This window comes from Citrobacter sp. CK199, assembly GCF_030333285.1.
Lineage (GTDB): Bacteria > Pseudomonadota > Gammaproteobacteria > Enterobacterales > Enterobacteriaceae > Citrobacter_B > Citrobacter_B koseri.
In genome coordinates this window covers 154,199-175,572 of record NZ_JAOWGF010000024.1, presented here as the reverse complement: position 1 = coordinate 175,572, position 21,374 = coordinate 154,199, and the positions used below count along the sequence as shown (strand labels likewise).

Genomic DNA, 21,374 nt, shown 5'->3' with positions numbered 1-21,374 from the left:
TACCGCGTCTTTTTTAATTTTCGGATTGCGGTGACGCGACGTTATCCAGATAAAGCGTCTGGCTTGGAAACGCAAAATCTGCGCCGTTCGCCTGAACAATGTCGATAATCTTCAGGTAAACATCCTGCTGAACCGCAAGCCAGGCTTCCCATTCGGTGGTTTTGCTAAAGCAATAGACCATGATATTCAGCGATGATTCGCCGAATTCATTGAAATAGACCAGTAGCGTCTGGCGCTGATCGATATCAGGGTGGTTTTGCAGCATCGTTCTGACCGCATCAACAATAACGCCTGTTTTACTGGCATCCTGATACCGTAACCCGATCACCGTTTTAATACGTCGGTTGGTCATCCTGCCGGGATTCTCCACGCTAATGGAGGAGAAAATCGAATTCGGCACATATAAAGGGCGGTGGTCGAAGGTGTTAATTTTGGTCATTCGCCAGCCGATTTCAGTCACGGTGCCTTCAATATTTCTGTCCGGGGAACGGACCCAGTCGCCAATGCTAAAGGGGCGATCAAAATAGAGCATAATCCCCGAGAAAAAGTTGCTCAGAATGTCCTTACCCGCCATCCCAACAGCGATGCCGCCAATGCCGCCAAAAGTCAGCAACCCGGACAGACTCATGCCAAAGTGTTCGCCATAGAGTAAAACGATGGCGATAATAATGGTGATCTTAATAATGCGAGACAGGATCTTCGCACTGGTGACATCTCTGCCTTTACCGATCTGTGATTTTTCAAAGCGGTTGATGAGTAAAAACAGTTTTATTGTCAGAATCAGCGCAATCAGAGATGTGCAGATAAAATCGACGGCATTTGGAGAGATGAATTTCAGATCGTAGTTTTCAATAACATTATTGGCGATACTGCCCAGCGTGCCGATGATAAGGGCATAAACGAAGAACTGTACGGCATGAAATATAAATCCTTTTCTTCTTTTCTCGCCACGACGAAACACAATACTCATCAGAAGTAAGGCGGCGCCACTGCCAAAAATTATTGCCAGATTAAACGCGTTTTTGAAAAAAAATTCTGCAATCATTTTGGTCTGTCACTACCCCGTATGGTTGATATAACGCTAAAAGATTCTGAGGTGCAGATATTTTATCCGCTTCGAATGCGCTGGTCATTGATCAAAAAGAATAAGACGTAGCGCATTTTCAGACAGGGACGCGCGATGTGAATATTATGTCACGACTTGTGTGGCAGACAACGGGGGATTGTCATGGTATTGTTACGCGCAAGTAACAGAGCTTTCATCTGCAAAAGGACGATACCATGATCATGACAAAGCTGAAGACAGCAAAGGGGAAGAAATTTCTGTTGGGCCTGCTGGCGGTGTTTATTATTGCGGCATCAGTGGTTACGCGGGCGACTATCGGCGGCGTGATCGAACAGTATGATATTCCGTTGTCCGAGTGGACAACCTCGATGTATTTCATCCAGTCATCAATGATTTGCGTCTACAGTCTGGTTTTCACCATTCTGCTGGCCATTCCGCTGGGGATCTATTTCCTCGGTGGTGAGGACAAACAGTAACGTGAGTGAGCGGCTTCGCCGGGTAGGCATAAGCGCTACCCGGCACGAAAATAGGCTTAATCGTCTTCTTCGTCGTCCAGTTCGACCGGTGTCTGATACTGATCGGGTTTAATGACAAGCAGATCGCAGCGCAAATGGTCGATAACCTGTTCCGCCGTATTGCCCAGGAAGGCCGCAGATATCCCGGTACGACCAACCGTACCCAGTACAACGATACCCGCCTGTAGGTGCTCGGCTAAATCCGGGATAACCTCTTCAGGCAACCCTTTTTCAACATGCGTCACTTTCTCATCAATGCTGAATTTCTGCCGTAGCGCCTTCATCGCCAGCAAATGCTGACCGCGAATCGCGTCGTTGTAAACGCTCGGATCAAATTCAGGCAGTTCGATTGCGATATTGATGGGCGTCACGGGGTAGGCGCCAACCAGATGGACTTCGGTGTGGTTCACCTGTTCTGCGAGTTGCAGCGTTTCTTTGACCAGCTTTTCATTCAGCGCATTGTGATAAGGTTCTTCGCTCGCCAGGTTCACGGCCACCAGCGCTTTACCGCCTTCAGGCCACGGTTGGTCCTTGACCATCCATACCGGGCTTGGGCATTTACGTAACAAATGCCAGTCAGTCGGCGTAAAGATTACCGCTTCCAGGCGGTCATGCTGGTGCGCCATTTTGAGCACCAGATCGTGATCGTCGCTGATTACTTCCTGGATAATGGCTTCAAAGGGACGGTTGTGCCAGACCACTTTTATCTCAACGGGAACACCTGCTTCGATGTAGTATTTCGCTTGTTCGCGTATCCAGGCTGTTCGCTGGCTGATGACGCCCTGACGCATCGCGGTACGCTCATCAGGCGAGAGCAGGGTAGTCATTTCATAGGAAAAATCATAGATCGGCAAAAAGGCTTTAATTTTGCCACCAATCCGTTGATGCAAATAAACAGCGCGTCGTAATGCGGGTTGATCGTCCTGGTTTGGGTCGATGACCACCAGCATATTTTGATACATAGCCATACAGGGTCTCCTTACAACTGTCACCGCAGTTTGTAATTAAAAGAGTAACCCATATATGTTGAATGAAACAGGGGGGAACCTTCTGCCAGATCAATAAATCAGGAAAATTTGCTGTTCTATAGGGCAGTGTATTGAATGTAAACAATTTCTATCAGTAAAATCAGACTTCCGGGGCATACCTGGGGTAAATAGCGGCTTAGTAGAGTCTGTAATTAAATCTGTTTGATTCATGAATGCCGCCATAGCGGCATTCTTATCGTTAGTGGGAACCAAGACGGATCAGTTCAACGGGTTCGAACTGGCCTTCACAGCCTTCCACTTCGACGGTTTTGTTGCGGCGTAACTGGGCTGGAGTTAACCCGTTAGAATGTATGGCAACGATTTTACCCGTTCTGCCCGTCCCATTAATCATAACCCGACTGCCATTAGTAATAGGATTATGGTTACGATCATAAGTGATCATGGTTATTTCTCCTCTTAATATCTGGGTATCAAAAAATTCGCTTAACAATCCGGGCCGCAGTCCAGAAGCGAACGTAATATAAATACACCTTTGCCATAATCTTTTTTTGTTTTTGATCAAGGTCACACTTTTTCTATACCCACCAAACCGCAGTTTTCGGGGGGAGTTAAATCAATAATCATTGTAAATGACAAGGTGTTAGGGTTGCCGCAGTTGCGTCGTATGCAAGAACGCAACTGCGGCCAGCTGGCGATCGTTCGATAGTGCGAATGAATATAGAACGGTTGCCAGCCGCTGCGGATTGTACTTTTCCGGCATGATGAATCAATGTGGTTAATCCGAAAATGGCCTGGCAGGGCGTAAACCATGCCAGTGGTGTCCAACTGGAGTGATGGCTACGTATTTGAGATTTCTTTAGCTTATTGACGTGGTGTGATTCCTTCTGTCAAACCAATAAATCAGGAAAATTTAATGATTTAACAGAAGGATAACTGACTTACTTGCGGAAAGATTAAGCAACGTTGCGAGTATGACCAGCAAGCACTGCGAGCGCATCGCTGTTTTCGATGGTGATGTATTTACCTTTCACCGCCAGCATACCGCTTTTCTGGAAACGACCCAGCAGACGGCTGATCGTTTCGACCGTTAAGCCAAGGTAGTTACCGATATCGCCACGGGTCATCGTCAGGCGGAATTCACGCGGAGAGAAACCGCGCTGGGCAAAACGACGGGACAGATTGTAGATAAAGGCTGCCAGACGTTCTTCCGCATTTTTCTTCGACAGTAACAGGATCATATCCTGATCGCCTTTGATCTCGCCGCTCATCAGACGCATCATCTGTTGACGTAGGTTAGGCATCTTACCGGAGAGATCGTCCAGAGTCTCAAACGGGATTTCACATACCATTGAGGTTTCCAGCGCCTGGGCAAAGCTCGGGTGGTGCCCGCTGCCAATCGCGTCAAAGCCGACCAGGTCGCCCGCTAAATGAAAACCAGTGATCTGCTCGTCGCCCTGCTCGGTAATGGTGTAGCTTTTAATCGTACCGGAGCGGATAGCATAGAGCGATTTCAGTTCATCACCTGCTTTAAACAGCGTTTGCCCTTTCTGAATAGGCTTTTTACGCTCGATGATATTATCAAGCTGATCAAGCTCATGTTCGTTAAGTGTGAACGGGATGCAAAGCTGGCTGATACTGCAATCCTGGCAATGGATAGCACAACCGCCAGACTGAATGCGCCGTATAATTCGCTTTTCCGGGATCATAGGTCTGCTCAAGCCGTAATTGATATTTGTCAATTTTAACATCTTTTTGGTGAGCACGTAAGCCTGAGCTACTCCCAATAGAGGATAATTCAGGCATAAGCAGGAGAAATATTTATATCCCTTTGAAAATCCATGCTTTATAAGTGGTTACTTTACATCAAAGTGTGACGGGTAAGGCACAAAATGCCTGGTTTCTACAACAGCAGATACCCTTCATGGCGTAATAACCACTCTTTTCTCTGTACGCCGCCAGCATATCCCGTCATTGTCCCGTTGCGTCCGATCACGCGATGGCAGGGCACAACGATACTGACCGGGTTAGATCCGTTAGCGGCGCCTACGGCGCGAGCGGCTCCCGGACGGCCTAATTTTTCGGCGAGTTGACCATAATGCATAACCTGACCGCAGGGGATGGTGCGCAGCGCCTGCCACACTTCCCGCTGAAAAGGTGTTCCCCCGGTGGCGGTCTCCAGCGTATCAATGATGCTGAGATTTCCCTCAAAATACGCGGTGAGCTTATCGCTCAGGCCACCCGGATTTTTGGCGGCGATGCGCTCGTATCCCTCTGAACGATAATGTATGTCCAGTAGCTGTTCCATACGGTCGCTGTGTTGCTCCCATTCGACGGCGCGCAGGCGGAATTGCTCATCGCAAATCACCCATAACGACCCCAGCGGGGTCGCGATATTGTCTTCAAGTAATCTCAGCATCCGTTATCTCTCATTGCAGGCGGGATAATTCCCGGACTCATCAGCAGTTCAACAAGATACCATGCGACCAATATCCGCAACCATACCCCTAAAAAGATAAGCGGGCATAATACGTTTAGCGTCATTGTTTGTTGAAAAAACGAACAAATAAAGATGCTGGAAAAATGAAGCACAGCAGGAGAATAAAAAACAGGGACTGTCGACATCCGCCAGCCCCTAAAATCTACACAGCAGTGCTTCCTTAACCTTTTCCCGACCTGGTTTTCCCTCAGCGGGTAATAAAGTTATAACGGCTATAAAAGAGATATTCCACTTTCAGGGCATAATTGATTTTACAAAAGCCCCGCTGAAATTGTCGGTTAACGCAGGATAAAACGTGGCTTTACCGGGGATGAAATAGTGAGATGCGCATAGCCAGATAATTGAGCCAGTGTCGTTTATTGGAAATAACTGTAAACCGTTGTCGGTATAATAGCGCGCGGTTATGATAGTGCCTGTCTTAACGTGCTGGAGGAGGAATCATGAACCTTGACGACAAAACGCTGTTTCTTGACGCCATGGAGGATGTCCAACCGTTGAAACGTTGCGCTGATGTACACTGGCAGCCCACACGCAATTCACGGGCGCCGCAGCGTATCGATACGCTCCAGCTCGATAATTTTCTTACCACCGGGTTTCTGGATATTCTTCCTTTGGGCGAACCGCTGGAATTTCGCCGGGAAGGATTGCAGCAGGGCGTGCTCGACAAACTGCGTTCGGGAAAATACAGCCAGCAGGCGAGTCTCAATTTGCTTCGTCAGCCGGTTGAGGAATGTCGCAAGATGCTGTTTAGCTTCATCTGCCAGGCGCGTCAGGATGGTTTACGCAACGTGCTGATCATTCATGGCAAAGGGCGGGAAGATAACGCGCATGCCAATATTGTGCGCAGTTATGTGGCGCGTTGGCTGACGGAATTTGACGACGTTCAGGCTTACTGTACGGCGCTGCCTCATCATGGCGGCAGCGGAGCGTGTTATGTTGCGTTGCGTAAAACGGCGCAGGCAAAGCAGGAAAACTGGGAGCGTCACGCGAAACGCAGCCGTTAAGGGCGTTCACAGGCTACTTACGGGCAGCCTGTGACGTTTATTACGCCGCCAGTACCCGATTTCTGCCGTCGTTTTTGGCTTTGTACAGGGCATCGTCCACCCGCTTAAATAATTCATCAATACTTTCATTCGATTCGTGCCGTGCGACGCCGATGCTGACGGTAAAACGGGGCAGGCCAGGAATACAGACTTTCGCCACGGCGGCGCGTATTGATTCTGCAAGATTAAGTGCAACTTCCAGCGAGGTTCGCGGCAGCAGCAAGACAAATTCTTCACCGCCCCAGCGAAAGACCAGGTCGCCTTTACGTGCGCGGGCTTCCAGCGTTCGCGCCAGAGCGCACAGCACTTCATCGCCTTTCAAATGACCGTACAAATCGTTAATGCTTTTGAAGCGATCGGTATCGATGAGCAGCAGGCTGTAATCCATTGTCATCGACAGATGGGGCGTATGGTTTTGCTCAGTAAGAAGATAAAATTGCCTGCGGTTCAGTAAGCCGGTCAGCGCATCATGCAGGGCAGCGCGTTCCAGCTCCTGTTCCAGCCGTTTTTGCTCGGTAATGTCATGAATGATGCATAACATGAGCTTATCGCCGTATATCTCAAGGGGACCCGCATAGGTTTGTACGTGCCGGGTGGTGCCGTCAGAGAGTTTATGGACGAAGTTTAAGGGCTTATGCCCGCCGGGCAGACGGGCAATCTCATGCATAACGGGTAAGATCTGGCGGCCTAATACGTTGATTTCCCATGTATGTTTCTGGCACATCGCTTCATGGCTGTAGCCATAGAAATTGAGTGCGGCCAGATTGGCATCGACGATCAGACCGTCCCGTGAAGGGTCTATCAACAGCATCGGCGCGGAGTTCGTCAGGAAAAAACGGGCGTAAAACCCTTGTTTTTTACGCTGATAGTTTGCCGAACGGCTGGCCTTGAGGCCTTGCGCCGTGGGTGTCTCTATGCCTTCAAAAATAATAACGTCCCCCTGCGTCGACAGGGTTTTAACCGAGAGGCGGCAGGTTAAGGCGATTTCTTTACCATCACGACAGACCGTCAGAATTTCAACAATATCGTGATGGTGGTGTAAATCAGCAACGTACATGCGCAGTTCATTTTGCGCATAAGTTGAAAATATCCCCTTTCTGAGACGGCTGAAAGTCTGTTCCTGTGTCAGTTCGCGTGCGGCGGTATTAGCGAAAACTAACTCTTCTGTGTGTGGTAAAACAATCCAGACAGGAAAACTTAATAAATCCAGAGCATTGAGTTCGTGAGCAATCATCGATAATCCCGTTATCTTCACATGCTGTGTTGCCGGTTTATTGGTGAATGGCTTTTTTATTAACAGCTTACAGTGATATGGAGCGTTTTTTCACAAATCGGGAGACAACAATAGACGTGCAGATAAATCTAGCAGGGAACCAGGACAAATCCACGAATGATAAGTTTTTTTTCAATGGTCGATATAAGTGTGAACGAGTAAAAAGGAAGAAAGGTTGATGGCGACTTATATAAACATTACTCAGGCTAATCATTCTGAAAGAGGTTAACCCTTTCCCGTACGACATATTAAAGCTGATGATGCAACGCAAGGTTATCGATCTACAGACTAAAATTCATAAATTTCGATTAAGTAAATTATCATCCGTTGAACACCCCATATTGTCTCGCACAACACATTTGCGCCGGTGATGCCGGCGCCTTTCCTGCCATACCGTACTTTTCTGAATCATTTCAGCGCAATGGGATAATGAGGTATTGCTTAACATACGCCGAAGGCTAGACTAACGAAAAAGCGTTGAATGAATGTGGAGGCGTTGTGGAAGCCATCAAGGGATCGGAAGTCAATGTGCCGGATGCCGTTTTTGCCTGGCTACTGGATGGTCGCGGCGGCATTAAACCGCTTGAAAATGACGATATTATCGATAGCCAGCATCCCTGCTGGTTGCATCTCAATTACACCCACCCTGACAGCGCGCAGTGGCTGGCGTCGACGCCTTTGTTACCGAATTCTGTACGCGATGCGCTGGCTGGCGAGAGTTCGCGCCCACGCGTCAGTCGGATGGGGGATGGCACGCTGATCACCTTACGCTGCATCAACGGCAGTACCGATGAACGCCCTGATCAGCTAGTGGCGATGCGTGTATATATGGATGAACGTTTTATCGTCTCAACGCGACAGCGAAAAGTTCTGGCGCTTGATGAGGTGGTTAGCGACTTGCAGGAAGGGACGGGCCCGTCCGATTGCGGCGGCTGGCTGGTCGACGTGTGTGACGCCCTGACGGATCACGCCAGCGAATTTATCGAGCAATTACACGATAAAATTATCGACCTGGAAGACAATCTGCTCGATCAGCAGATCCCGCCGCGTGGATTCCTGGCGTTACTGCGTAAGCAACTGATTGTGATGCGTCGATACATGGCGCCTCAGCGTGATGTTTATGCGCGACTGGCAAGCGAGCGTCTGGCCTGGATGAATGATGATCAGCGTCGTCGAATGCAGGATATCGCGGATCGTCTGGGAAGGGGGCTGGATGAGATCGACGCGTGTATTGCGCGCACGGGCGTGATGGCCGATGAAATCGCGCAAGTCATGCAGGAGTCCTTAGCGCGCAGAACCTATACGATGTCGCTGATGGCGATGGTCTTTCTGCCCAGTACATTTTTAACCGGATTGTTCGGCGTGAATCTCGGGGGAATTCCGGGCGGCGCATGGCATTTTGGATTTTCTATGTTCTGTATTCTGTTAGTTGTCCTGATTGGTGGTGTTACCTTATGGTTGCATCGTAGTAAATGGTTGTAACAACAACGCTTTTCATCGTCCTTTGAGCAGAAAAACGCCGCATAATTTGAGCGAAGTCAATAAACAATCTACCCATTCGGGGCAATATCTCTCTCGCAGGTGAATGCAACGTCAAGCGATGGGCGTTGCGCTCCATATTGTCTTACTTCCTTTTTTGAATTACTGCATAGCACAATTGATTCGTACGACGCCGACTTAGATTAGTCGGCTTTTTTTTGCCTGCGGGATATCAGCGTCTACCCTAAAAGAGTCAATCTGTATGACCGGAGGGTAATATGACCAGCCTGTTCACGTTATTGCAAATGCAAACACGCCAGTCGGATTCCGTACCAACCGATCCGGTGCCGATTCCCGATCCTATCCCGCGCCCACAACCTATGCCAGATCCGCCGCCGGATGAAGAACCGATTAAATTGTCGCATCAAGAGCGGAGATCTGCGAGGATACGCGCCTGCTGACTGTGTGTCTTTTACCGCGAGATTAAATTGTGACCGCTTTTTCTACTCTGAATGTCCTGCCTGCCGCCCAACTCGAGAATCTTAACGAGTTGGGTTATCTTGAGATGACGCCTGTCCAGGCCGCTGCGTTACCGGCGATCCTGGCCGGAAAAGATGTGCGCGTGCAGGCAAAAACCGGCAGCGGAAAAACGGCTGCATTTGGTCTCGGGCTTTTACAGCATATTGATGCCAGTCTGTTCCAGACCCAGTCGCTGGTGCTTTGTCCTACGCGCGAACTGGCCGATCAGGTGGCAGGGGAGCTGCGTCGTCTGGCGCGTTTTCTGCCTAATACCAAAATCCTGACGTTGTGCGGCGGGCAACCTTTCGGCGCGCAGCGAGACTCTCTCCAGCATGCGCCGCATATTATTGTCGCGACGCCGGGTCGCCTGCTTGACCATCTGCAAAAAGGCACCGTTTCTCTGGATGCCCTGCAAACGCTGGTGATGGATGAAGCCGACAGGATGCTGGATATGGGCTTTAGCGACGCTATTGACGAGGTGATTCGCTTTGCGCCGTCACGCCGTCAGACTCTGCTGTTTTCCGCCACCTGGCCTGAGGCCATCGCGGCGATCAGCGGTCGGGTTCAGCAAAATCCATTGACGATTGAAATTGATTCGGTGGACGCGCTGCCATCTATCGAGCAGCAGTTTTTTGAAACATCTTCGCAGGGGAAAATCCCGCTACTGCAAAAGCTGCTGAGCCAGCATCAGCCTGCGTCATGCGTTGTTTTCTGTAATACCAAAAAAGATTGTCAGGCGGTTTGTGATGCGCTCAATTCTGTCGGGCAGAGCGCATTATCGCTGCATGGCGACCTTGAGCAGCGCGATCGTGACCAGACGCTGGTTCGTTTTGCAAACGGCAGCGCGCGCGTACTGGTAGCGACGGACGTCGCCGCGCGTGGGCTGGATATCAAGTCGCTGGAGCTGGTCGTAAACTTCGAGCTGGCGTGGGACCCGGAAGTTCACGTACACCGTATTGGTCGTACCGCCCGTGCAGGCAACAGCGGTCTGGCGATCAGTTTTTGCGCGCCGGAAGAGGCGCAGCGCGCCAATATTCTGTCTGAAATGTTGCAGCTTAAACTGAACTGGCTGACGCCGCCGGGCAACGTTCCGGTTGTACCGCTGGAAGCTGAAATGGCGACGCTGTGCATTGATGGCGGTAAAAAGGCAAAAATGCGCCCGGGCGACGTGCTGGGAGCATTAACGGGAGATATTGGTCTGGATAGCGCTGATATTGGCAAAATTACCGTACATCCGGCTCATGTCTATGTGGCGGTTCGTCAGCCTGTGGCGCAGAAAGCCTGGAAGCAATTACAGAACGGAAAGATAAAAGGGAAGAGCTGTCGGGTTCGTTTATTGAAATAAATGCCCGTTGGCGCTCCGCTTATCCGGCCTACAGGTGTTTATGCGCATCGTAGGCCGGATAAGATGTTTACATCGCCATCCGGCTGAGTCAGAAATTACTTCACTTCCACGACGTTCAGACGCAGTTCATCCAGCTGATTATCGTCTTCCTCTGGCTGCCAGCCTGCGGGTTGCAGAGGGATCTCTTCGCGGTCAAAGGCTAAATCACCACCGTCTACTACGTCGGAATCATGATTAATGCCTTTGAAATCAAAAAGATTAATATCGCTCAGATGAGAAGGCACCACGTTCTGCATCGCGCTGAACATGGTTTCAATACGCCCTGGATAACGCTTATCCCAGTCGCGCAGCATGTCGGCGATGACCTGGCGTTGCAGGTTTGGCTGCGACCCGCACAGGTTGCACGGAATAATAGGGAACGCTTTGGCTTCTGAAAAACGCTCAATATCTTTCTCGCGGCAGTAGGCCAGCGGGCGGATAACGATGTGTTTGCCATCATCGCTCATCAGCTTCGGCGGCATCCCTTTCATTTTCCCGCCGTAGAACATGTTCAGGAATAACGTTTGCAGGATATCGTCGCGGTGGTGGCCTAACGCAATTTTGGTCGCACCCAGTTCTGTTGCGGTGCGGTAGAGAATACCGCGGCGCAGTCGGGAGCACAGAGAGCAGGTCGTTTTGCCTTCAGGAATTTTCTCTTTAACGATCCCATAGGTGTTTTCTTCAACGATCTTATACTCTACGCCCAGTTTCTCGAGATATTCCGGCAGAATGTGTTCAGGAAAACCCGGTTGCTTCTGGTCAAGGTTAACGGCGACCAGTGAAAAGTTGACGGGCGCGCTTTGCTGCAAATTACGCAGAATTTCCAGCATGGTATAGCTGTCTTTCCCGCCGGAAAGGCACACCATGATGCGATCGCCTTCTTCGATCATATTGAAGTCAGCAATCGCTTCGCCCACGTTACGACGCAGACGCTTTTGTAATTTGTTCAGGTTGTACTGTTCTTTCTTGCTAATATCTTGATTTTGCGACATTTAATAGAGGCTCAATTCATTGTGTGGCATCAGAAAAGTATGCATCACGCCGGAAAGACCGGCAAAAGAAATCTGATATAAAAACTGTGGCGTGTATGGTACGGATTGGCGAGAAGAATGTCAGCACATTTATACCCGTTATACCTCAGGTTACAGGTAAGCGTGCAGGGTTGAAAAGTGGATATGAAAAGCCCGCAACGGCGTGCGGGCTGATGCGTTTAGCGGACCACCAGGACGGAACATTCGGCATGGCGTACGACCGCTGCGGCGTTGGAGCCCAGCAGATACGTGGTGATGTCCGGGCGGTGAGAAGCAATAATCACCATGTCTGCCGGTAATTTTTTAGCCATTTCCAGAATTTTATCTTTCGGAGAACCTTCCGCGATATGAATCTGTACTCTGTCGGCAGGAATACTGAACTTCTTGATAATCTCTTCCAGTTGAGATTTTGCTTCGGCTTTCAGATCGTCCATAGCCGGTAACTCTGCTGAGTAGGCCAGGCCTAAAGAGGCGTAATAGGGCAGTGACGGAATAACGGTCAGGAAATGGACCTCTGCGTCATCTATTTTTGCCTCGGCTTCAACATGGGTGATAACGCGTTGAGTTAATTCTGAATCTGAAATATCGATGGGCACAAGAATCGTTCTGCTCATAAAACCTCCTGTTTAAGTATCCGATTAAAGTTTAACCCTTAATGGCACTTTATGTACAATGACAGGAGTCACATTTTAGCGTGAGTTTGGTTTCTGCTCTGGAAATTTCCCTTTGATCACGCCGTCATAAAAGCGGCCTTTAGAAACCACGACAAGAAAATCACGAAAAATACGCGACGGGACGCCGAGATATTGCAGAGTACCGGTTCGATGAAAACGAATTTCCAGCGTGCTGGAGGTTTCGTCATAGCCGACGGATGCAATACGGGATGATTTAACGGGATGATGGTTCATTGCCGGCGTCCTCTACAGCAGATCTTTATGCAATATATCATCTATCAATGGAGAGTTTTAGCGCAACAAATATATTGTTTTAGTATAGATAAAACACTGTTGTTATGAGAAAAGCCCGCCGTTGCCAGCGGGCTGACGGACTTAGAACTGGTAAACCATACCCAGAGCAACGACGTCGTCGGTAGACATATCGTTGCGAGTGTAGAAGCTGTCGTCTTCATCCAGCAGGTTGATTTTGTAATCAACATAAGTGGAAAAGTTTTTGTTGAAGTAGTAGGTCGCGCCTACGTCAGCATATTTAACCAGGTCTTTATCTTCACCGCCGGCCAGATCCTTACCTTTAGACATCAGGAAAGATACGGCAGGACGCAGACCGAAGTCGAACTGGTACTGCGCTGTAACTTCAAAGTTCTGGGTTTTGTTGGCAATGGTGTTATCACTGCCGTTTGAGCCACCGTAAGGAGTCATATTACGGGTTTCAGAATACATGGTCGCCAGATAGATGTTGTTAGCGTCATATTTCAGGCCAGCAGTCCACGCATCTGCTTTATCACCGCCAGCAGTGGAGTGGTTTGCTTGCTGATTTGTTCGGTCGGAGGTGGTATATGCCGCACCGAAGCTGACGCCCATACCCAGATCGTAAGTTGAAGAGATACCGAAGCCGTCGCCGTTGGAGTTTTTCACGTTACGGTCGCCGCCGTTGCCCGTACCTTCCTGCTCGTTGGTAACCTGGTTTTCATTCGCCCCCTGATATTGCAGCGCAAAGCTCAGACCATCCACCAGACCGAAGAAGTCGGTATTACGGTAGGTTGCTACGCCGTTAGCACGACCGGTCATGAAGTTGTCTGCTTTGGTATAAGAGTCGCCGCCGAATTCTGGCAACATATCGGTCCAGCCTTCCACGTCGTACAGTACGCCGTAGTTACGGCCGTAGTCGAATGAACCATAGTCACCGACTTTAATACCTGCGAATGCCAGACGAGTCCAGGAGTCACCTTTATCACCTTCGGTACCGTTAGCCTGAACCTGATATTCCCACTGGCCGTAACCCGTGATCATATCGTTAACCTGAGTTTCACCCTTGAAACCCATACGCATGTATGTTTGATCGCCGTCAGAATTTGCGTCATCAGAGAAATAATGCAGACCGTCTACTTTGCCATAGAGATCTAATTTATTGCCGTCTTTATTATAAACTTCAGCGGCGTGGGCCGCGCCTGCGGCTAACAGGGCAGGGATTACGAGAGCCAGTACTTTTCTTTTCATTGAAATAACCCTTTAGTTTTTTTATTTACCTGTGACTCCCCATAAGGGAAGTGAAATCATGCTAAAGGAGAAGTTCCGTAAAGAGATAAATATGAATTGTTACGTCTTAAGTAAAATCTTAATTAAATAATTCTACAGAAATGATGATAATTGACATGAATGTTTTTTAATAAAACATATAAAATAAAAATTATACAATTTAATTTTGTTGCGATATTCTGCGCGGGTTATATGCCTTTATTGTCACATTTTGCTTTTTTCGTTGGGCCATTGCGATAAGTACTGATCTTCCAGCGAATGAATTGACAAGCCCGAACCTTGGTTCGGGCTTTTTTTCGTTCTGACGAATACTCAAACAGCCGTATTATTCAGCACCGCTCTTTTCCGCTTTACCTGCCAGTTGAGCAAGGAAGTCATAGCGTTTTTGCAGATCCGCCGTCGCATCCTTCCAGAGCTGTTCAGCAACGTCTGGCTGCTGTGCATTCAGACGGCGGAAGCGTTGCTCGTTGAGCAGCGTCTCTGCCAGCGCGTCTGACGGTGGACGGGAGTCCAGCGCCAGCGGCAGTTTACCCTCATCGGCGCGACGCGGGTCAAAGCGGTACAGTGGCCAGAAGCCGGTAGCCGTTAACTGACGCATCTGATCGTGGCTCAGCGCCAGGTCGTAGCCGTGTTCTTCACATGGGCTGTAGGCAATGATCAGCGATGGCCCCGGATACGCTTCCGCTTCCTGGATTGCTTTCACCGTCTGGTTTAACTGCGCGCCCAGCGAGATCTGCGCGACATACACATGACCGTACATCATCATGCTCACACCCAGATCCTTACGCGCTTTGCGCTTGCCGTGTTCGCCAAACTTCGTGACCGCGCCAAGCGGCGTCGCTTTCGACGCCTGTCCGCCGGTATTGGAATAACACTGCGTGTCCAGAACCAGAATATTGACGTTCTCGGTCAGGCTCAGCACATGATCCAGACCGCCAAAGCCAATATCGTAGGCCCAGCCGTCACCGCCAATCAGCCAGATTGATTTCTCAATCAGCGCATCGGCATCGGTTAACAGTTCATGCGCGCCGTCGACATCTTTCAGATGCTGGCGTAATGCGGCGACCTGTTCACGACGAACTTCCGGCGTCGCTTCGGCGTGCAATGCGTCGTTTAAATCCGTTGGGATGCGATCGGCGAACTGTTCCAGCAGGCGCATGACGCGCACGCGATGTTGATCAACCGTCAGGCGGAAGCCCAGACCGAATTCGGCGTTATCTTCAAACAGCGAGTTCGCCCATGCAGGGCCGCGACCGTTGGCATCGGTGGTGTAAGGCGTTGAAGGCAGATTACCGCCATAAATAGAAGAACAGCCGGTCGCGTTGGCAATTAACATGCGGTCGCCATACAGCTGGGTCAGCAGCTTGATATACGGCGTTTCACCACAACCGGAGCAGGCGCCGGAGTATTCGAACAGCGGCGTGATCAACTGAGAGGTGCGAATATCAATACGCTCCAGCTTGCTCTTGTCGATTTCCGGCAGATTGAGGAAGAAGTCATAATTCACTTTTTCTTCTTCGACATGTTCAAGGCGGGACATCATATTGATGGCCTTGATTTCAGGGTTCTGGCGGTCTTTCGCCGGGCAAACTTCAACACACAGGTTACAACCCGTGCAGTCTTCCGGCGCCACCTGCAACACGTATTTCTGACCACGCATATCGCGTGATTTCACATCCAGCGAGTGCAGGCTGGCCGGGGCGTTCTCCATTGCTTCCGGCGAAACCACTTTAGCGCGGATCGCCGAGTGCGGGCAGGCGGCGACACAGTGGTTACACTGGGTACACAACTCTTCTTTCCAGATAGGGATCTCTTCGGCGATGTTGCGTTTTTCCCAACGGGTCGTCCCCATCGGCCAGGTGCCGTCTGGCGGCAACGCTGAAACGGGCAGGGCGTCACCAAGCCCGGCGAGCATGGCGGCTGTAACCGTTTTAACGAAATCGGGCGCGGCGTCAGACACCACCGGAGGACGATTTGCGCTGTGCGGGTCCACCGCCTGCAACGGAACTTCTGTTACCGATTCGCGCGCCAGCGCCAGCGCCTGCCAGTTACGCTCAACCAGCTCCTGGCCTTTACTGCTGTAGCTTTTCGCTATCGCCCCCTGTAATTCCGCCAGCGCGCTATCGCCAGGCAGAATCTGCGTCAGGTGGAAGAAGGCCATCTGCATCACGGTATTAATACGTGCCGCCAGTCCGCATTCGCGGGCGATTTTAGCCGCGTTAATCACAAAGAACCGCGCTTTTTTCTGGTTCAGCACCGCCTGAACTTCCTGCGGCAGACGTGCCCAGACTTCATCTGCGTTGTACGGCGTATTGAGCAGGAAAATACCGCCTGGTTTCAGACGTTCCGCCATCTGATACTTATCAATAAACTGCAACTGGTGGCAGCCGACAAAATCAGCCTGCGCCACCAGGTAAGCGGAACGAATCGGCTGCTCGCTGACGCGCAGGTGAGAGACCGTCAGGCCGCCAGCTTTCTTCGAGTCATAGACAAAGTAACCCTGTGCATACCACGGCGTGGAGTTACCAATAATCTTGATGTTGTTTTTGGTTGCAGAAACGCTGCCGTCGCTGCCCAGACCGTAAAATAGCGCTTCCAGTTTCGCTGTACCGGGCAGGGTGTTTTCCGGCAGGGGCAGAGACAGATTAGTGACATCATCATAGATGCCAACCGTAAAGCGGGATTTGGGTCTGGCGCTCGCCAGTTCGTTGAAAACAGCCAGCACGCAATCGGGGCCAAACTCTTTTGAAGAGAGGCCATAGCGCCCGCCGATCACCCGCGGTAAGGTTTCTCTCTCGCCGCTGTTGAATGCCTCCGCCAGCGCGGTCATCACATCCAGATACAGCGGTTCGGCCTGTGCGCCAGGCTCTTTGGTGCGATCCAGTACGGCGACGGTACGTACGGTTTCCGGCAGCGCCTGTAATAAATGTTTTGCTGAGAACGGACGGAACAGACGGATTTTCAGTACGCCCACTTTTTCGCCGCGCGCCAGTAGCTCGTCCACCACTTCCTCACAGGTGCCGATTGCGGAACCCATCAGAATAATGACGCGTTCCGCCTGCGGATGGCCATAGTATTCAAACGGCTTGTACTGGCGACCGGTGGCCCCGGCGAAATCATTCATTGCCTGTTCAACGTGGTCATAAACCGCGTTGTACCACGGGTTCGTGGCTTCACGGGACTGGAAGTAGGTATCCGGGTTGGCAGACGTGCCGCGAATCACCGGATGTTCAGGATTGAGCGCGCGGGAGCGGTGCGCGTCAATTTCAGCCTGCGGCATCAGTTTCAGAATGGTGTCATCCGCCAGCGGCACAATTTTATTGATTTCATGCGAGGTGCGGAAACCATCAAAGAAATGAATAAATGGCACGCGGCTTTTCAGCGTGGCAATCTGCGAAATGAGCGCGAAATCCTGCGCTTCCTGAACGCTACCGGCGCTCAGCATGGCGCAGCCGGTCTGGCGAACCGCCATCACATCAGAGTGATCGCCAAAAATAGACAAGGCATGAGTAGCAATGGTGCGTGCGGCGACGTGGAGTACAAACGGCGTGAGCTGTCCCGCCAGTTTGTACAACGTTGGGATCATCAGCAGCAGGCCCTGAGATGAGGTAAATGAGGTCGAGAGCGCGCCGGTCTGTAATGCCCCGTGAACGGTGGCGATGGCGCCGCCTTCCGACTGCATTTCTACGACGCGAGGGGTATCGCCCCAGACGTTCTTAAGCCCGTTTCCGGCCCAGGCATCCGCCTGCTCAGCCATTGTCGAACTGGGCGTAATTGGGTAGATGGCGATAACTTCGCTGGTACGGAATGCGACCGAAGCAACCGCGCCATTACCGTCAATAGTGATCATATGACACCCTTACATTGCACAAAAAGAGGGACTCGCGAAACATCGGCGGGCCCTGATAGTTATCTCTCTATTTTAGCAAACCCCGATCTCTACCATTTTCGCTTTTGTGTCCCTGGAATAGAGGGAATGAATGATTTGATCAAAGAGAGGGCAAAAAAATTGCTAAAAAATGTCAATGAACCGCATAAATGGGCAGTTTGCCTCTCGACGACGCAGGGCAGCCTGCCTATTATTTATGGCGGTGTCGTTTCGGCTAACGTTCAGAGGGGAGAGAGATGCGCGCAGCGTTTTTAGTGGGGTGTGCCGCGTTATTATTGTCGGCCTGTAGTAATGAGCCTGTTCAGCAGGCGACGGCAGCGCATGTTGCTCCGGGGTTAAAGGCGGCAATGTCCAGTTCCGGGGAAGCCAACTGCGCCATGATTGGCGGGTCGCTCTCTGTTGCCCGTCAGCTTGACGGATCGGCGATTGGCATGTGTGCATTACCCAACGGCAAACGCTGTAGTGAACAGTCGCTCGCCGCTGGAAGCTGCGGCAGCTATTAATGCACTAAATCAGCCAGTCGGAACATCAGCGTTTGTTCTGCGGTCGCCAGCGTCAACTGGTTAGCCGTTAAGTCGACCTGCGCGCCCTGTTTGAGCATCGCGCTAATGGTGTGATCCAGTTCATTTAACTGCGGGTCGGCGCACATCATACGCGTCATCGCCATTTCTTTGACTTTCAGCTCGCCATCAGACAGCTTGCCCTGGCCACTGAAGCGGTTGCACATGCGGCCGGAAACCGTCATTTTTTCACCGAAGCTTAACTCCGGGGCGTTCTTACCCGCAGCGACTGGTTTTCCGTTTACACTCTCCAGAACAAAACGGTGATGCTGTAGCTGATCACGGTTAACGGAGACTTTTCCATTGCTGACGCAGCCTGCCATAAGCATGCTGAGTGCAACCAGTGCGACGATCTTCTTCATTAAAACTCTCTACATTTGCTGACGGGAAATCATTCATAATTGTAATGATATAGCCTGGTATATCATCGGGGATTATCTGAAAGTGCTCCCCTGAACGCAGGGGAGCAGAAGGGTCAGAACAGGGCGTTCGGGCAGGTTTCACCTTTTGAGAGCTGTTCCAGATTTTGCAGAGTGGTTTCCGAGATGCTGGTCAACGCTTCCGCGGTCAGGAAAGCCTGGTGCCCGGTGAATAGCACGTTATGGCAGGCAGACAGACGACGGAATACGTCATCCTGAATCACATCGTTGGACTTGTCCTCAAAGAACAGATCGCGTTCGTTTTCATAGACGTCCATCCCCAGTGAGCCAATCTTCTGGTTTTTCAGCGCTTCAATTGCCGCCTGCGAATCAATCAACGCCCCACGACTGGTGTTGATCACCATCACCCCATTTTTCATCTGATCGAACGCGGCATGATTAAGCAAATGGTAGTTTTCAGCTGTCAACGGGCAATGCAGAGAAATGACATCAGATTCCGCAAACAGCGTCGGCAGATCGACATACTCCACGCCAAGCTCCAGCGCGGCGGCGCTTGGGTAAGGATCAAACGCCAGCAGTCGCATACCAAAACCTTTCAGAATACGCAACGCGGCGACGCCGATCTTGCCCGTCCCGATCACGCCAGCCGTTTTACCGTGCATGGTAAAACCGGTCAGACCTTCCAGTGAAAAGTTTGCATCACGGGTACGTTGATAAGCGCGATGAATGCGACGGTTCAGCGTCATCATCATACCAATCGCATGTTCGGCGACGGCTTCAGGAGAATAGGCCGGGACGCGCACGACTTGCAGACCCAGCTCTTTTGCGGCGTCCAGATCGACGTTATTGAAGCCAGCGCAACGCAGCGCAATGTATTTTACGCCGTGCTTTTTCAGCTCTTCCAGAACCGGGCGGCTGCCGTCGTCATTAACGAAGATGCATACCGCCTCGCAACCGTTGGCGGTTTTTGCCGTTTTCTCAGTCAGCAGAAAGTCAAAAAATTCAAGTTCAAAACCAAAGGACTCGTTAACATGTTGCAGGTACTTCTTGTCGTACTGCTTTGTACTGTAAACAGCGAGTTTCATAAGACTTTCTCCAGCGATGGTGGAATAACATTGAATCAATTAAAATTATCTTACAAAATTTAAAAAATAATTGATAGGCGTGACCATGACATAATGAATAATTTTAGAACATCTCTTCTTAAGGCACCTATCATACTAAAATTAAACAACTTTCTTTAACACATATTTCCCTTTCGGTCATTCTGAACCCACGCCTTATCAGTGGGTCAGTTACTCTTCCACAGACTGACGTATCCTTTCTGTAGCGAATCAGGCTGACAGACGTTCGTAACGTCGAACAACCGACAGACATAACCTGCAAACCCTCACTTTCATACGAAATCACCTATCGCTTCAATTGATTGACAAAAATTGATAATTGCTCTGCTCATCGCTCCATTCCATGATGAATTTAATGCGTTTTTTCATTTGCTGTGATGCTTATCACATTTCTGCAAATTTCACCAATTGTCCTGTCTGGTGTGACCAGCGGTAATTTCCCTTTTATTTTTTGCACTTATTTAAACAGGCGTTGATATGCTCCTGTTATCCCGTTTATCAAGGGATTGTCAAAGGATTCCAAATAAGCATAATTTAACCAAGAAATTAGTTTTGTTATTTTAACTTGAATCCTCGTGATTTTTATTAACACGTTTAATACAAACAAGAGTGGAGGGGTGATATTGCCGTAACTTAATACATACTATTAACAACACAGCATGTTAAATCCTGTCTTATCCGGCGAAGTTAAGTTGGAGGTATTATTATGACTGCGCGCAGTATCGTAGCGACTTTTTAATGGAATAAAAATGTACGCGATGAATCTGTCGATGAATAAGCCTGGAACAGTAAGCAAGATAACCTTATTGAATAAACCAATTTCAATAACTGAAAATGCCTGCTCTACATGTAGTCTACTGGAGCAGCTTCACAGGTATCCTTCAGCTACTGTCGTAATATATGGGCGGCCGTCTTTATTTTTGAGTTTCTGGCTGCATGTTCGGGAATGTTACCCGTGCGCAGCATTGATATTTAAGCATGGCTATTTTTTGCCTGTGGATGAGACCATTGCTGAGTTTTTTAACTACTTCACTATTGAAGGGAGAAGCGGTGTAAAACACCACGATAAAACAATACAGCGTGTAATTTATTTTCTTCCTCCTGTTTTACTAAGGAAAGAATCTGTTCAGGATACAGCATATCTTACGGATACAGTACCTTTACTTAATGAAATAACACATGCGCGACTTTCTTCCGGGAGGTTATCGAAGCTGTCTAAAAGTGTTCTTGCACTAATACTTTCTGGCTTCAGTCGAGAGATGATAGCAATTAATTTAAAAGTTGGAATCAGGCAAGTCTGGTTGATTGAAAACTTCCTACGCAAAAGATGGCGAATTCCAGATTGTTGTTCTCTGGTTGAGTCTGTTTATTTCTGCAATAGATAAAAATTGTTCCTAATTTTAATTTAAGGG

General features: G+C 49.8%; 20 protein-coding genes. 7 read left to right on the top strand and 13 right to left on the bottom strand.

Annotation, left to right across the window (positions count from 1 at the left end):
• Positions 1 to 13 precede the first annotated feature (13 nt).
• Positions 14 to 1,045: a mechanosensitive ion channel family protein gene (locus OGX75_RS04960; RefSeq protein WP_286451306.1), complete on the bottom strand. Its 1,032-nt coding sequence runs from the start codon at positions 1,043 to 1,045 to the stop codon at positions 14 to 16.
• A gap of 236 nt (positions 1,046 to 1,281) precedes the next feature.
• Between OGX75_RS04960 and OGX75_RS04955 the strand changes: the two genes are divergently transcribed.
• A complete protein-coding gene (locus OGX75_RS04955) occupies positions 1,282 to 1,542 on the top strand; it encodes a DUF2534 family protein (protein ID WP_012132282.1) in 261 nt (86 codons plus the stop codon).
• Between the two features lie 56 nt (positions 1,543 to 1,598).
• Here OGX75_RS04955 and uspE read toward each other — a convergent pair whose 3' ends face one another.
• From uspE to ogt, 4 genes are all read right to left on the bottom strand, one after another.
• Complete coding sequence (gene uspE, locus OGX75_RS04950; protein WP_012132283.1) at positions 1,599 to 2,549, bottom strand: universal stress protein UspE; 951 nt, start codon at positions 2,547 to 2,549, stop codon at positions 1,599 to 1,601.
• A gap of 259 nt (positions 2,550 to 2,808) precedes the next feature.
• A complete protein-coding gene (gene ydfZ / locus OGX75_RS04945) occupies positions 2,809 to 3,012 on the bottom strand; it encodes a putative selenium delivery protein YdfZ (RefSeq protein ID WP_024130312.1) in 204 nt (67 codons plus the stop codon).
• A gap of 511 nt (positions 3,013 to 3,523) precedes the next feature.
• Positions 3,524 to 4,276 carry a fumarate/nitrate reduction transcriptional regulator Fnr gene (fnr, locus tag OGX75_RS04940; RefSeq protein WP_003020397.1) on the bottom strand — a complete coding sequence of 251 codons (753 nt, stop codon included), beginning with the start codon at positions 4,274 to 4,276 and terminating at the stop codon, positions 3,524 to 3,526.
• A gap of 194 nt (positions 4,277 to 4,470) precedes the next feature.
• Positions 4,471 to 4,986 (bottom strand): methylated-DNA--[protein]-cysteine S-methyltransferase, encoded by a 516-nt coding sequence (ogt, locus tag OGX75_RS04935; RefSeq protein ID WP_049008189.1) that lies wholly within the window; start codon positions 4,984 to 4,986, stop codon positions 4,471 to 4,473.
• Between the two features lie 521 nt (positions 4,987 to 5,507).
• On the opposite strand from ogt, the gene smrA reads away from it, so the two are divergent.
• Positions 5,508 to 6,071: a DNA endonuclease SmrA gene (smrA, locus tag OGX75_RS04930; protein WP_012132289.1), complete on the top strand. Its 564-nt coding sequence runs from the start codon at positions 5,508 to 5,510 to the stop codon at positions 6,069 to 6,071.
• Positions 6,072 to 6,111: 40 nt separating this feature from the next.
• On the opposite strand, the gene OGX75_RS04925 is transcribed toward smrA, so the two are convergent.
• The gene (locus OGX75_RS04925) at positions 6,112 to 7,344 is read right to left on the bottom strand and encodes a sensor domain-containing diguanylate cyclase (RefSeq protein WP_012132290.1); all 1,233 of its coding nucleotides are present in this window, start codon (positions 7,342 to 7,344) and stop codon (positions 6,112 to 6,114) included.
• Between the two features lie 537 nt (positions 7,345 to 7,881).
• Between OGX75_RS04925 and zntB the strand changes: the two genes are divergently transcribed.
• The 3 genes from zntB to dbpA all read left to right on the top strand — a co-directional run bounded on the left by zntB (position 7,882) and on the right by dbpA (position 10,726).
• Positions 7,882 to 8,865 (top strand): zinc transporter ZntB, encoded by a 984-nt coding sequence (zntB, locus tag OGX75_RS04920; protein WP_049011948.1) that lies wholly within the window; start codon positions 7,882 to 7,884, stop codon positions 8,863 to 8,865.
• Between the two features lie 275 nt (positions 8,866 to 9,140).
• Positions 9,141 to 9,323, top strand: coding sequence for a proline-rich small protein YnaL (ynaL, locus tag OGX75_RS04915; protein ID WP_072025335.1), 183 nt, complete (start codon positions 9,141 to 9,143; stop codon positions 9,321 to 9,323).
• A gap of 29 nt (positions 9,324 to 9,352) precedes the next feature.
• A complete protein-coding gene (gene dbpA / locus OGX75_RS04910) occupies positions 9,353 to 10,726 on the top strand; it encodes an ATP-dependent RNA helicase DbpA (RefSeq protein ID WP_112002057.1) in 1,374 nt (457 codons plus the stop codon).
• Between the two features lie 95 nt (positions 10,727 to 10,821).
• Here dbpA and ttcA read toward each other — a convergent pair whose 3' ends face one another.
• The 5 genes from ttcA to nifJ all read right to left on the bottom strand — a co-directional run bounded on the left by ttcA (position 10,822) and on the right by nifJ (position 17,859).
• The gene (gene ttcA / locus OGX75_RS04905; protein WP_047463577.1) at positions 10,822 to 11,757 is read right to left on the bottom strand and encodes a tRNA 2-thiocytidine(32) synthetase TtcA; all 936 of its coding nucleotides are present in this window, start codon (positions 11,755 to 11,757) and stop codon (positions 10,822 to 10,824) included.
• Between the two features lie 218 nt (positions 11,758 to 11,975).
• The gene (uspF, locus tag OGX75_RS04900; RefSeq protein WP_012132296.1) at positions 11,976 to 12,410 is read right to left on the bottom strand and encodes a universal stress protein UspF; all 435 of its coding nucleotides are present in this window, start codon (positions 12,408 to 12,410) and stop codon (positions 11,976 to 11,978) included.
• 75 nt (positions 12,411 to 12,485) lie between these two features.
• Positions 12,486 to 12,704, bottom strand: coding sequence for a KTSC domain-containing protein (locus OGX75_RS04895; RefSeq protein ID WP_012132297.1), 219 nt, complete (start codon positions 12,702 to 12,704; stop codon positions 12,486 to 12,488).
• 141 nt (positions 12,705 to 12,845) lie between these two features.
• Positions 12,846 to 13,970 (bottom strand): porin OmpC, encoded by a 1,125-nt coding sequence (gene ompC, locus OGX75_RS04890; RefSeq protein ID WP_071258364.1) that lies wholly within the window; start codon positions 13,968 to 13,970, stop codon positions 12,846 to 12,848.
• Between the two features lie 364 nt (positions 13,971 to 14,334).
• On the bottom strand, positions 14,335 to 17,859 hold the full coding sequence (nifJ, locus tag OGX75_RS04885) for a pyruvate:ferredoxin (flavodoxin) oxidoreductase (RefSeq protein ID WP_286451307.1): 3,525 nt from the start codon (positions 17,857 to 17,859) through the stop codon (positions 14,335 to 14,337).
• 275 nt (positions 17,860 to 18,134) lie between these two features.
• Between nifJ and OGX75_RS04880 the strand changes: the two genes are divergently transcribed.
• Positions 18,135 to 18,401: a putative hemolysin gene (locus OGX75_RS04880; protein ID WP_012132302.1), complete on the top strand. Its 267-nt coding sequence runs from the start codon at positions 18,135 to 18,137 to the stop codon at positions 18,399 to 18,401.
• Here the strand turns inward: OGX75_RS04880 and hslJ are convergent.
• On the bottom strand, positions 18,398 to 18,820 hold the full coding sequence (gene hslJ / locus OGX75_RS04875) for a heat shock protein HslJ (protein WP_047463583.1): 423 nt from the start codon (positions 18,818 to 18,820) through the stop codon (positions 18,398 to 18,400). The genes OGX75_RS04880 and hslJ overlap by 4 nt on opposite strands.
• A 113-nt stretch (positions 18,821 to 18,933) precedes the next feature.
• Positions 18,934 to 19,923 carry a D-lactate dehydrogenase gene (gene ldhA / locus OGX75_RS04870; RefSeq protein WP_012132304.1) on the bottom strand — a complete coding sequence of 330 codons (990 nt, stop codon included), beginning with the start codon at positions 19,921 to 19,923 and terminating at the stop codon, positions 18,934 to 18,936.
• Between the two features lie 788 nt (positions 19,924 to 20,711).
• Between ldhA and OGX75_RS04865 the strand changes: the two genes are divergently transcribed.
• Positions 20,712 to 21,347: a hypothetical protein gene (locus tag OGX75_RS04865; RefSeq protein ID WP_123907487.1), complete on the top strand. Its 636-nt coding sequence runs from the start codon at positions 20,712 to 20,714 to the stop codon at positions 21,345 to 21,347.
• Positions 21,348 to 21,374: the final 27 nt, after the last annotated feature.